General features: G+C 33.0%; 14 protein-coding genes. 9 read left to right on the top strand and 5 right to left on the bottom strand.

The window, feature by feature from the left end:
* Nucleotides 1-141 precede the first annotated feature (141 nt).
* From DESAMIL20_RS10785 to accC, 5 genes are all read left to right on the top strand, one after another.
* Complete coding sequence (locus DESAMIL20_RS10785) at nucleotides 142-324, top strand: MmgE/PrpD family protein (RefSeq protein ID WP_143340254.1); 183 nt, start codon at nucleotides 142-144, stop codon at nucleotides 322-324.
* A 143-nt stretch (nucleotides 325-467) separates the two neighbouring features.
* Nucleotides 468-632 carry a hypothetical protein gene (locus tag DESAMIL20_RS10480; protein ID WP_158090535.1) on the top strand — a complete coding sequence of 55 codons (165 nt, stop codon included), beginning with the start codon at nucleotides 468-470 and terminating at the stop codon, nucleotides 630-632.
* Nucleotides 633-704: 72 nt separating this feature from the next.
* Nucleotides 705-1,031, top strand: a complete 327-nt coding sequence (locus tag DESAMIL20_RS05485; protein WP_086033809.1) for a beta/alpha barrel domain-containing protein — start codon at nucleotides 705-707, stop codon at nucleotides 1,029-1,031.
* Nucleotides 1,032-1,624: 593 nt separating this feature from the next.
* Nucleotides 1,625-2,101 (top strand): acetyl-CoA carboxylase biotin carboxyl carrier protein, encoded by a 477-nt coding sequence (gene accB / locus DESAMIL20_RS05480; protein WP_086033808.1) that lies wholly within the window; start codon nucleotides 1,625-1,627, stop codon nucleotides 2,099-2,101.
* Between the two features lie 6 nt (nucleotides 2,102-2,107).
* Nucleotides 2,108-3,457 carry an acetyl-CoA carboxylase biotin carboxylase subunit gene (gene accC / locus DESAMIL20_RS05475; protein ID WP_086033807.1) on the top strand — a complete coding sequence of 450 codons (1,350 nt, stop codon included), beginning with the start codon at nucleotides 2,108-2,110 and terminating at the stop codon, nucleotides 3,455-3,457.
* Here accC and trpS read toward each other — a convergent pair.
* Both trpS and DESAMIL20_RS05465 read right to left on the bottom strand, forming a co-directional pair.
* Entirely contained in the window at nucleotides 3,445-4,440 is a 996-nt protein-coding gene (gene trpS, locus DESAMIL20_RS05470; RefSeq protein WP_086033806.1) for a tryptophan--tRNA ligase, read from the bottom strand. The genes accC and trpS overlap by 13 nt on opposite strands.
* Nucleotides 4,441-5,073, bottom strand: a complete 633-nt coding sequence (locus DESAMIL20_RS05465) for a site-2 protease family protein (RefSeq protein WP_204218570.1) — start codon at nucleotides 5,071-5,073, stop codon at nucleotides 4,441-4,443.
* 104 nt (nucleotides 5,074-5,177) lie between these two features.
* Here DESAMIL20_RS05465 and DESAMIL20_RS05460 point away from each other — a divergent pair, with 104 nt between their 5' ends.
* Complete coding sequence (locus DESAMIL20_RS05460; protein WP_086033805.1) at nucleotides 5,178-5,402, top strand: FeoA family protein; 225 nt, start codon at nucleotides 5,178-5,180, stop codon at nucleotides 5,400-5,402.
* Nucleotides 5,399-7,291 carry a ferrous iron transport protein B gene (feoB, locus tag DESAMIL20_RS05455; protein WP_086033804.1) on the top strand — a complete coding sequence of 631 codons (1,893 nt, stop codon included), beginning with the start codon at nucleotides 5,399-5,401 and terminating at the stop codon, nucleotides 7,289-7,291. The genes DESAMIL20_RS05460 and feoB overlap by 4 nt, the downstream gene beginning before the upstream one ends.
* Here the strand turns inward: feoB and folP are convergent.
* Nucleotides 7,280-8,476 carry a dihydropteroate synthase gene (folP, locus tag DESAMIL20_RS05450; protein WP_158090534.1) on the bottom strand — a complete coding sequence of 399 codons (1,197 nt, stop codon included), beginning with the start codon at nucleotides 8,474-8,476 and terminating at the stop codon, nucleotides 7,280-7,282. The genes feoB and folP overlap by 12 nt on opposite strands.
* Nucleotides 8,466-10,262 (bottom strand): ATP-dependent zinc metalloprotease FtsH, encoded by a 1,797-nt coding sequence (gene ftsH, locus DESAMIL20_RS05445; RefSeq protein ID WP_204218569.1) that lies wholly within the window; start codon nucleotides 10,260-10,262, stop codon nucleotides 8,466-8,468. The genes folP and ftsH overlap by 11 nt, the downstream gene beginning before the upstream one ends.
* Before the next feature lie 75 nt (nucleotides 10,263-10,337).
* Here ftsH and DESAMIL20_RS05440 point away from each other — a divergent pair, with 75 nt between their 5' ends.
* Nucleotides 10,338-10,802 (top strand): TlpA disulfide reductase family protein, encoded by a 465-nt coding sequence (locus DESAMIL20_RS05440; RefSeq protein ID WP_086033802.1) that lies wholly within the window; start codon nucleotides 10,338-10,340, stop codon nucleotides 10,800-10,802.
* On the opposite strand, the gene DESAMIL20_RS05435 is transcribed toward DESAMIL20_RS05440, so the two are convergent.
* Entirely contained in the window at nucleotides 10,799-11,683 is an 885-nt protein-coding gene (locus DESAMIL20_RS05435) for a ketopantoate reductase family protein (RefSeq protein ID WP_086033801.1), read from the bottom strand. The two genes, DESAMIL20_RS05440 and DESAMIL20_RS05435, sit on opposite strands and share 4 nt — an antisense overlap.
* A gap of 89 nt (nucleotides 11,684-11,772) precedes the next feature.
* Here DESAMIL20_RS05435 and DESAMIL20_RS05430 point away from each other — a divergent pair, with 89 nt between their 5' ends.
* Nucleotides 11,773-12,639, top strand: a complete 867-nt coding sequence (locus DESAMIL20_RS05430; protein ID WP_143340252.1) for a patatin-like phospholipase family protein — start codon at nucleotides 11,773-11,775, stop codon at nucleotides 12,637-12,639.
* Nucleotides 12,640-12,660 lie beyond the last annotated feature (21 nt).

Here is a 12,660-nt window from a genome sequence, read left to right as displayed (position 1 = left end):
TGAATCACTTTCTAGGCTTGAGCCACCAATAAACTCGCTGCTTGCAAATTTAACAAAAAATACTGTAGTACCCATAGAAAAAATAATGCTGTTATAATAGCATTATCGAACTACAGGTGGTAAAGAGGGGTTAAAAGCAACATACGAAATTATTGCAAAAGACAAAAAAAATGGGAGCCAAAAACAAAAGAAACAGCAGACCATAGCTTGCAGTATATTAGCGTTGTAGGTTTGCTTGATGGTGATGTTACAAAGTATTCTTTTAGCAAAGAAAGAATTTCGGATGAAAAAATAAAAAAAATCTTAAAATACAAGTTCCGTTGAAATAAAGTGAAGATCTTACAAAAGGCTATCTTGATGGCATACCAAATCGAGTTACGCTGGGGATTTTAAACCAGAGCGATCAAGAAAGGCTTATTGATGCGATTTTTAATATTGAAAAATTTAATGATAATGATGTTGCGAGTATGACGAGATTTATTTATAGGGCTTGTAACTTGCCTATTATTGTTGATGTAGATATTGGTTTTGGTGAAACGCTAAATGTTGCCAGAACCGAAAAAGAAATGTTTGAGTCAAAAGCTGCAAAAAAGAGTGCAAAAGATTTGCTTGTTGTAGCACGCACGCACTGATGCAAGGTCGGTGTATGGCTTAGAAGAAGCGGATTTTTTAAAGCCAAGCTTTATGAGAAAGCTGGTGCAGATATAATATTTCCAGAAGCTCTAGAAAGCAAAGATGAGTTTTTGGCCTTTTCTAAGACTATAAGTGTGCACCCTTTGGCAAATATGACTGAATTTGAAAAAACCCCATGCATTAGCATTGATGAATTCAAAGAGTTGGGTTATAAAATAGTAATTCTCCCAGTGAGCGCTCTAAGAGTTGCAAACAAAGCTACAAAAGAAGCTTTTGAATTTATTAAGATGTTTGGGTCCCAGAAAGACTTGCTTGATAAAATGCAAACCAGACAAGAGCTGTATAAACTAATAAAGTACTCTGATTATGAAGCATTTGATAAAAGTCTTAAGGAGTAAAATATAAAAAAACCTAAAAAACACAATAAAAAATCATATTAAATTCATAAAAGTATAATTTTTTATTCTTTTATTTACTTTGGATGCGTTTTGTGTTAAAAACAAAAAACGCATGGAATAATGAGTTCTAATATAATCTAGGATTATAAAAAATAAGTGGGATAAAATGCAGGGAGGAGGAAATTTTATGCAAAGGCAAAAGAGTATTTTGAGTCAGAAAGCTTTCCTTTTCTAAAATCAGTTTTTAGAGAATTTTATTCCCAATTAATTAGACCCTCTAAGGTACAGCCATTTCTCAAGTTAAAAATTTCTAATTTATCCTTAATTCTCTATTTGTGCCACTTCATATATTTTAAATCATTAAAAGAATTTTTGGAAGAAATAAAAATTCCAAAAATTCCGTATTAATTCGAAGATAGAATAAATTATATTCGGTTATGATTATAATTGTAAGCGTTTTAGATGTTTGATTGTAAAATTTAATTAATAATATGCAAAATATATATTTACTCTAACTACTAATTGAAAATTTGCAAAAACTTTTATTTTATGATATTTTAAAGTCTAATAAGTATTAAGAAGGAGGAGCAAAGGTGGATGTCAAAACACTGAAAGATATTATAAAAATTGTGGAGAATAGTCAGTTTGTTGAATTTACTTACAAAGATGATGAGCTTGAAATTACATTAAAAAAGAAGGAAGCGTTCCCAGAAAGCGTTGTGGCCCCAGATAACTTTAGAGTAACCGAAGTTATACCTCAATCTCAATATCAAACTCAAACTATTACTGCCCAAAGCTCACCTCAAGAATCTACGCAAGATCCCAATTTAGTTGAGATAAGATCACCTATGGTTGCTACATTTTACAGAGCACCGGGGCCGGATGCAAAAGCTTATGTTGAAGAAGGCCAAAAAATCAGAAAAGGCGAGGTGCTTTGCATTTTAGAAGCCATGAAGATAATGAATGAGCTTGAAGCTGAGTTTGATTGCACAATTGAAAAGATTCTTGTTGAAAACGCTCAAAAAGTAGAATTTGACCAACCTTTATTTTTGGTTAGAAAGGTTAGCTAAAAAAGTATGTTTAAGAAAATATTTATTGCTAATAGGGGAGAAATAGCCCTAAGGATACTTAGAGCATGCAAAGAGATTGGTATTAAAACTTGCATTGGCTATTCTGTTGAAGATAAAGACTCAATACCCGTTATGCTTGCAGATGAAGCTATTTGCATAGGTCCAGCCCAATCAATGCAGAGCTACCTTAATTTATTTTCTTTAGCTCAAGCTATTCACAATTCTGGTGCAGACGCAGTTCACCCAGGGTATGGTTTTTTGAGCGAAAACCCAACGTTTGTTAAAATTTGCAATGATTTAGATGTAGTTTTTATTGGGCCAGATGAAGACACTATTGCACGCCTTGCGGATAAGTCCAAAGTAAAGCAAATATTAAATGAAAACGGTATACCTACAATACCAGGAAGCGATGGTGCTGTAAAAAATATTGATGAATTAAAATCTGTCGCAAACGAAATAGGATACCCGATATTATTAAAAGCTTCTTGGGGCGGTGGCGGCAGAGGTATGAGGATTGTGCGCAACGAAAATGGGCTTGTCAATGAATTCAATGCTGCACAAAGTGAGGCTAAAAGCTCATTTGGCAGAGAAGATATATATGTAGAAAAATTTATAGAACACCCAAGACACATTGAGGCTCAGATTATTGGCGATAAATTTAGCAATATTGTACATGTAGGAGAAAGAGACTGTACACTTCAAAGAAGACATCAAAAGGTTCTGGAAGAGTCTCCAAGTCCTTATTTAGACGATCAAAAAAGGGCAGATTTTTTAGAAACAGCCGTTAAGGCAGCTTCTATTTTGAAATATTGGAATGCTGGTACACTGGAATTTTTATTTGACGAATATAAAAATTTTTACTTTATTGAGATTAATACACGTATTCAAGTGGAACATCCAGTAAGTGAGATGGTCTATGATGTGGATTTAATAAAAGAGCAAATTATGGTAGCCTATGGCTATGAATTGTCTTTTAAGCAAGAAGAGCTGAAACCAAAATGCTGTGCAATAGAGTGCAGAATTAACGCAGAAGATTCAGAAAAATTCATACCATCACCTGGTAAGATCAAGTTTTTGTTTATGCCACAAGGTTCGCATACACGCGTAGATTCCCATATTTATTGTGGTTACAATGTAAGCCCCTATTATGATTCGATGATAGCAAAGCTTATTGTAAGCGGCAAAACACGCGAAGAAGCCCGCTTAAGAATGTTAAACAAATTAAGTGAGTTTAAAATAGAAGGTATAAAAACAAATATACCATTCTTTCAAAAAATACTAAATTCTCAAGATTTTATAAATAATACCTACGATACAAATTTTATAGACAGAGTGTTTTTAAATCATCCTAAATAATTGCCAAAAATCGCTTCTTTGGCAGCCTCGAGCGTAACTTTAGCAACTAAAGAAGCGGTTTTGCTAGATTCTTTTATGTTGTCTATAATCTCGTTTTTCTTGTTTTCTTGGAGATATCTTCTTGTTTCTCTAATAGGTCTTAATTTGTTGTTTAGATTTTTGATGAGCATGTTTTTGCAATCCGTGCAGCCAATAGATGCATTTGTACAAGAAGTCTCTATTTCGTTGTAAACTTGAGAGTCAGTAAAAATATTATGAAGCATAAAAACGCCACATTCTTTTGGAACGCCTGGGTCAGTTTTCCTAATTCTGCGTGGATCTGTAAACATGGTTTTGATTTTTTGGACTGTTTGTTCTTCGCTATCTGCTAGATAAATTGCATTGCCGTATGATTTGCTCATTTTCCTTCCATCTGTACCAAGTATTTTGGGAAATTCGCTCAAAAGCGGTTCTGGTTCAATAAATGCTTCTTTTTGAACTAAATGGTTAAAGCTTCTGACGATTTCTCTTGTAAATTCAAGGTGCGCTAGCTGGTCTATGCCTACTGGTACGTAGTTTGCTTTGTAAATAATAATATCTGCACTCATTAGCACAGGATAGCCTAAAAAGCCATAATTTGCAGTTCTGCTTTCTCCAAGTTGAGCAATTTGATCTTTATAGGAAGGTACGCGTTCTAATTTACCAACAGGTGTGATCATTGATAGTAATAGAAATAATTCCGCGTGCTCTTTTACGAGCGATTGTATAAATAAGGTGGTTTTTTGAGGATCAAGCCCAAATGCTAGCCAATCTATAATCATCTCAAGTGTATTATTATAGATTTCTTTTGATTCGTTAAAGCCTGTAGTAAGGGCATGCCAATCTGCCACAAAATAATAGCATTCATATTTATCTTGCAAATTTATCCAATTTTGCAAAGCTCCATACAAATTTCCTAAATGAAGTTTGCCGGTTGGTCTCATACCGCTTAGCACTATTGACATTTAGCCTCCTAATAAAAAACTAACAATTGGATTTGATAAAGAAACTATAAAGTTTAAAACTCCAAGAAAAAGAAGCAATATTACAATATACATGCCATATTGTTCTAATTTTGAGTATTTGTATGAAAGCTTTATTGGAAGTAGCCCCGCAAGTACTCTGCCACCATCTAGAGGCAAAATTGGGATTAAATTAAACAATGCAAATATAATGTTAATTTGGACGCCATATAAACACATAAGACGTAAATCTTCAATGAAAATAGAAATATTAGCGGGATTAACAGTAGAAGTTAGCCAATACACCAATGTAAAAAAAAGCGCCATTAAAACATTTGATGCAGGACCAGCAATTGCTACATAAATTGAGTCTTTTTTTGGGTTTTTTAGAGCATAAAAGTTTACTGGCACTGGTTTTGCCCAGCCAAAGAGTATAGGAGAATGAACAAATATTAACAGTGCTGGCAAAAGTATTGTGCCAAATAAATCTATATGGGCTATTGGATTTAATGTAAGCCTTCCTGCTCTTTTTGCTGTAGAATCTCCCAAAAGATAAGCTACATAACCATGTGATACTTCGTGGATTACTATTGCTAGCAATAAAACAGGCAATGCCAAAATTATACTTGCGCTCAAAACAATCTCCCAAACACTACAAAATAATGCACTATTTTTTAAAATTGTCAACTACTCAATAAACGCAGTTGACAAGTGCATTTGCTTAATATATAAATTATCGTATGAGGTTGATAGATTGTGAAGTTTCGCAAGAAGTGAGGATAGTGGGTTTTGATGCTGGATGCAGGTCTAAAGAGAGGCTATTGCAATTAGGTATAATACCTGGTGTTGTTTTAAAAATCAAACGTCTTGCTCCATTTTCTGGACCTTTAATTGTATCAATTGAAAGCAGTGATGTTGTTTTAGGACGAGGCATAGCTAAAAAAATAATAGTAGAAAAGGTATGAAGTTAGCATTAATTGGACAGCCTAATTGTGGTAAAAGTACTATATTCAATCAGCTTGCAGGCTACAAAAGCATAAGTGCAAACTTTCCTGGTGCTACAGTATCATATACAATAGGGAAATTTTATTTTCAAAATAAATCCATTGAACTTGTGGATTTGCCTGGAACATACTCATTGAGCTGGTATGATGATGCAGAAAAAGAAAGCGTCAAAGCCCTATCAAGCGTGGATTTTGATTGCATAATAAACGTTTTAGATGCATCTACCATTACAAGAGGCTTAGAGCTTACACTGGAGCTTATTTCTTTAAATAAGCCTATGGTTGTGGCATTAAATATGATGGATGAGGCAAAAAAAAAAGGTATTGATATAGATATTACTAAACTTGAAGATTCGATCGGTGTTAAAGTTGTGCCAGTTATAGCAAAGCAAGCTAAAGGTATAAAAGATTTAATAAACGCTGCCCTAAAAGCTAATCCACCAATAAAAAAGTGTATTTACTCAAAGAGGATAGAGAGTTTAATTCAAAATTTAGAACAATGTTTAGAAAATCAAGCAAGTAACCTAATATTGCCTCCAAAACTTATTGCAATTAAGGCTATTGAGGGTTTTTCTGCATGTGAGGAAATTGTCAGCTGGTACCCTAAGTGTCAAAATTTACTTGAGGCCACACGGGTTTTGTTGAATAACGGTGTTGAAATAACAAAAGAGCGACACGCTTTATGTCTTGAGATATTTGAATATAGCGCGAAAGTGAAAGATTCGCAAGGCTTACCCTTAAGTGAAAAAATTGATGAAATCTTATTACATCCCATATGGGGCTATGTAAGTTTATTTTTGATATTTATAGCTATTTTTTTTATAGTTTTTGAAGGTGGCTCTCCATTTGAGAGTTTGATTGATAAATTTTTTACTTTTACAGAAGACTATCTTTCTAAAAACATCCACAATGCTTTTTTATTGTCAGTAACAAAAGGTGGAGTTGATGGTATTGGTGCAGCTATTGGTATTGCTTTACCGTACTTGGTGCCTTTTTTTGTAATACTTAGCGTACTTGAAGATAGTGGTTATTTATCACGCATAGCTTTTCTAATGGATTCTTTAATGCACAAAATTGGTGTTCACGGAACAAGCGTAATACCGTTTATTATGGGATATGGATGCAGTGTGCCAGCCGTTATGGCAACAAGAATTATCAAAGATAAAAGAGAAAAATTTATCAGTGCTTTTTTGGCTACGCTTGTGCCGTGTGCTGCAAGAACTACCGTAATCATGGGACTTGTGGCTTTTTTTATAGGTCCATTATATGCAATTTTGCTGTATTTGCTTAATTTAATTGTAATTGGTTTTGCTGGGGTTGTCTTAAAAAAATTTTTACCAGGCGTAAACCCTGAAATTTTGTTTGATATACCACCTTATAGAACACCTACCATAAAAACCACTGTTGTTAAAACTTGGTATAGAATCAAAGATTTTGTTTATGTAGCAATACCGCTATTGGTTGGTGGTAGTATTGTGCTTGCATTAATTGATTATTTTAACTTTGCAAAATATGTAAATTACGCTTTTATGCCGTTTATGGGGCTTTTGGGTTTGCCAATATCGGTTGGTATAGTGCTTATTTTTGGCATTTTTAAAAAAGAATTAACGCTTCTTATGCTTGCTCAAGCATTAGGCTTAAGCTCAATTGCTATGGTTTCAAAAGTACTTACAGTTGAGCAAATTTTTGTATTTACAATATTTGTAATGTTTTACATACCATGTCTTGCTACAATTTCAACACTTTATAGGGAAATAAAGCTAAAAGGTACGCTTATTATTACTTTATCTAGTATACTTATTGCTTCAATACTGGCTTTTATAACGCATTTGCTGTTTTTATTTATTTAACTGGTAAACTAATTCAAGCGCTTCTTTGTTTGCGGCTACATCATGAACTCTAAAAATGCGCGCACCGTGAAAATAACTTGCAACATTTGCTCCAATTGTACCAAATAGACGTTCATTTGCATCTTTATTTAAAATATTGCCTATAAAACTTTTTCTTGATAAACCAATTAATATTGGTCTGCCAAATATTTTAAAGCTTTCAATGTTTTTTATTATCTCAAGGTTATGTTGTGTGGTTTTAGCAAAACCAATGCCTGGGTCCAAAACAATTTTTTTTGTATCAAAATTGTTTTTTGATAATTTTTGCATTGCACTATCAAAAAAGTCATTAATTTCTGTAATTAAATGAGAGTAGCTTGGATTTTCTTGCATTGTTTTTGGCTTGTCTTTAATATGCATTATTACGCAACTGAAATCGCACTCTAAAATACACTCACTCATTTTTTCATCAAAGGTAAAACCGCTTATATCGTTTATTATAGAAACATTATAATTGAACGCCTCTTTTGCAACGCTTGAATTAAATGTATCAACAGATAAAATTGCGTCTGAAAATCTTTTTTTAATTGCTTCCAGCACAGGGAGCAAACGCCTTTTTTCTTCATCTACTGAAACTATTTGGCTGAATGGCCTTGTTGAAATCGCACCTATATCTATAATATCAACTCTTTCGTTTAATATTTGCTCGCACCTAAACAAAGCTTTGCTAACAGTATCATATTTACCGCCATCATAAAAAGAATCAGGTGTAACATTTAATATACCCATGATTAAATAGTTGTTTGTTAAGTCAAAGGTTTTTTCGCCTACTTGCCACAAAAAATTACCAAAGTATGCATCAAGCTGCTGTTTGAGCTTACTGCCTAGTTCTCTTAAATCTTTAAAGTTTTGTTTTGTTAATTTATTGGCCAGTGTATAAAGTTTTTTTACATCTCCAAAAACAAGACAATCCGTTTTAGTAACCTTTGCTGTTATTGTGTCTTTTGATACACATGCATCAATGCCACTAGCAAGAGCTTCTTGTTTTAAAATATTTGCTATATAAAAATCACACTCATAAATTAAAAAAGAAAGGTTTAGGGTTTTGTTAATCATTAGTTCAATACCAATATCGTCGGCATTTATATTTTTCATTATTTTTTTTACTTGGTCTTTAGAGCTTATTTTTATCAAATCAAACTTCACTTTGGGGTTCCTTTAGTATTTCATTAATATCTGCTAACGTGATAACTTCTTTTTCAAGTAGAGTCTGAGCCATTTTTACAATGTGTCCTTTGTGTTGTAAAATAATATTTTTTGTAATTTGGTATGCATCATCGATGATTCTTTTAATTTCTCTATCTATCAATCGTGCTGTATCTTCACTAAAATCTTTATGGGTTGCAATTTCTCTTCCTAAAAAAACTTCATCTTTGTTTGTAGCGTAATTTAAAGGACCAAGATCACTCATACCCCACTCGCAAACCATTTTTCTTGCGATATCTGTTGCCCTTTCAATATCGTTACCAGCGCCTGTTGTAATAGTATTTAACATTATTTCTTCTGATACTCTGCCACCCAAAAGTACACATATTCTGTTAATTAGATATTCTTTGTCGTATGTATATTTATCTCCTTCTGGCAGCTGCTGTGTAATACCAAGCGCCATGCCACGCGGTATTATCGTTACTTTATGTATAGGATCTGTTTTTGGTAGAAGTTTTGCAACGATAGCATGACCAGATTCATGATACGCTGTGATTTCTTTTTCTTCATCGCTTATGATTACGCTTTTTCTTTCTGGACCCATAAGTACCTTATCTTTAGCCAATTCAAAGTCTTCCATCTCAACTTCTTTTTTATCTTTTCTAGCAGCAAAAAGCACAGCTTCATTAACAAGGTTGGCTAAGTCTGCTCCTGAAAACCCAGGCGTAGACTTAGCAATAATTTCAAGATCAACGTTTTTTGCAAGAGGTATATTTTTTGTATGAACTTTTAATATTTCTAATCTTCCCTTTACATCTGATTTTGACACAATTACTCTTCTATCAAATCTGCCAGGTCTGAGTAAAGCTGGGTCTAAAACATCTGGTCTATTTGTTGCAGCCATTATAATTACACTTTCATGCGTTTGAAAACCGTCCATTTCTACAAGCAATTGGTTGAGTGTTTGTTCTCTTTCGTCATGCCCACCTCCGATGCCTGCACCACGTTGTCTGCCTACAGCGTCAATTTCATCGATAAATACTATACATGGAGCTGAGCGTTTGGCTTGAGCAAATAAGTCTCTTACTCTGCTTGCACCAACACCTACAAACATTTCTACAAAATCAGAACCGCTTATACTGTAAAAAGGTACTTTTGCCTCACCTGCCACAGCTCTTGCAAGCAAAGTTTTGCCAGTGCCAGGTGACCCTACAAGCAAAACACCTTTTGGTATTCTTGCGCCAAGTTGGATAAATTTTTTGGGGTATTTTAAAAACTCTATTATCTCTTGGAGTTCTTCTTTTGCCTCTTCAACACCCGCTACATCTTTGAATGTAATAGGGTTTTTGTCTGAATTTATAAGCTGAGCGTTGCTTTTATTAAACGATAAAACTTTTCCGCCTTTTTGCATTTGGTTTGAAAAGTAGAAAAATAGCAATAAAAAGACAATCATAGGAGCCCAGTACATCAAAAATATATCAAGCATTGTATTTTTTTCTTTTGGAGCTATATCTATTTTCACATTATGTTTGCTTAATAAATCAATGACACTTTGACCACTCGATGGCAAAATATAGGTTTTAAAATTTTCGCTGTTAATAGAAAAATAAATTTCTTTATCGTCTTTTATTGTAACTTTTTTAACCGTATTTGAATTAACTGCATTAATAAATTCACTATAGCTCATTTGATTTTGGCTATATTGTGATTTGTTAAATATGTTAAACAGTATGATGGTTGCTACAATTATGGCAAGCCAAAGTATAATATTTCTGTAATTAATCATTTATTGAACCTCCCGCTAAATCTTATATCAAAAATTATTGTATTCTTCAAGACAATATGATATTATTCACATAGCATGTTAAAGGTAAAGTGGTTTTTGCTTTTTTTGCTAGGTTTTGTTATAGCCTCTTGCAGCACGAACAAAAATCTGGATATTCACTTAAATGGTGAAAATACACAAAGTATAAATTTATCTTCTTTAAAAGGGAAAGTTATTTTGATAAATGTTTTTCAAACAGATTGTCCTGCATGTCAAGAAGAGATCCCTTCTTTAAATAAGCTATACGATCACTATAAAAACAACAACAATGTAAAAATTATTGGTATTAGTTTAAATTCAGATGGTCTTCATTCATTTATAAACTATTATAAAATTCAATATCCCATATATACAATAAACCAATCAGATTTATCAAAACTAGGTGGCATAGCCTATACCCCCACTACGATCCTAATTGATAAAAACGGCAATACCGTAGAGAGATTTGTAGGCGCTAGAGATTTTTACTTTTTTAGCACAAATATGAATATTTTGCTTTAAACAATCCCAGCATAGAGTTTTGTTTTTTCCAGAATTTTAACGATATTGTAAAGACTTTCGTTGTACGGAGCGCTTTTGTCTTTTTGTTTTGCTACTTTAACAACATAACCGTTTAGATAATCAATTTCTGTCTTTTTGCATTTTCTTAAATCTTCGCCAACACTGGCCTTCCATGTATCTGGTTTAAAATTTTTTGCAAAATCTATAACCTGTTTTGCAATTATGTCCAAATCCAAACCATAAGAGCCACTAAATACAACTGCAATCTCCTTTGCTAATTTTGATGAAAACTCTAAGTCATCGTGATCAAAACTTTTGATACCCGTTAGTGCATTTATTGTGGCACAGCTACAGTAAAAGATAAATTTCCACCATTTTTCGCTCATGATATTATCAACAACTGCCGTGTTTAGGCCACATTTATTGAAATTTTGTGCAAATAATAGTGCTTTTTGCCTATCTTCGAAATAGCCTAACTTCTGGCCATTGTCCATAAAGTTATTTATAGTATCTTCATTTTTTGTTGCCCCAATAAGGCTTGCAATAGGAAAAATAAGGCTTTTGTCTAACTTTGATAATAATAGTTCTTCAACATATATACCATTTTGAATTGTTAAGATTGGCGTATTGCGTGTTGCTTTTAAAATATTTTCTAAGACTTTGTCAACATCGAAAGATTTTGTTGCAAGAATAATACAATCATAGGTGCTGTCTAACTTGTCTTTAATATCAAATGTATGTTCAATAATGCTTGGTCCTTTCTTTATTTTATAGGTTTTTTGAATTGCTGTTTTTCCGATAAAGAATACGTCGTTTTCTTTTTTTAAATGATATCCCATCAATAGGCCTAAAGCCCCGCTTCCATAAATCAAAATTTTCATAAACCACCTGCTTTTTATAGTTTAAGGCATTAGTGGCCTTTTGTCAAAAAATTGACTATAGCGAAAAAAAATTATATTTTGTACTTATTATGAAAACGGTATCATTAGCTCTAAGTGGCGCAGCTGCAAGAGGATATGCACATATTGGTGTTATTAGGGAGCTTATTAACAATGGTTTTAAAATAAATGCTATAGCAGGTACCTCAATGGGTGCTGTGGTAGGTGCCATGTTTGCAGCAAATAAATTAGATGAATATGAAAAATGGGTAAAAAATCTTTATCAACATGATATTATTAATTTACTAGGTTTTTCAAGAAAAGGTGGCTTAATTAACACTGATAAACTTTTTAGTGTTTTGGGAGAAATGATTGGTCAAAATACTTTAATTGAAGATCTACCGATAAAGTTTTGTGCTGTTTGTGTGGATATTATTAGCAAAAGAGAGGTTTGGTTTCAAGAAGGTAATTTGCTTTTTGCCATAAGAGCTTCAAGCGCAATACCATCAATATTTTACCCTGTTGAAGCTAATGGCCACTTGTATGTAGATGGTGGGATATTGAATAACCTACCTGTTGGTGCACTTAAAAATGCTCAAAGCGATTATGTAATTGCTGTGGATATAAACTCCAATACTAAAACAAAATATGATGTTTACATTACCCAAGATGAAGAAGAAAGGCAAAATTCTCTGTTTGCGCAGTTTCAGAAAATTTCAAAAAAAATTGGGAAAAACTCACAAAATCGGTATTCTATGTTTGATGTGGCAGCAATATCCTTAGACATTATGCAAAATTTACTTAAATCCTATAGGCTAGCAGAAAACAAAGTAGACATTTTAATAGAAATTCCACAAAGCATCTGCAAAGTATATGACTTTCATAAAGCTCAGCAGCTAATACAGATTGGCCAAATTGCCACAAAAAAAGCTTTAGATTACTATCAACAAAAGCAATAAATAAATAGGCTATTAAAGTAC

Origin of the sequence: Desulfurella amilsii (assembly GCF_002119425.1) — a bacterium.
GTDB lineage: Bacteria > Campylobacterota_A > Desulfurellia > Desulfurellales > Desulfurellaceae > Desulfurella > Desulfurella amilsii.
This window is presented reverse-complemented; position numbering and strand designations above follow the sequence as displayed.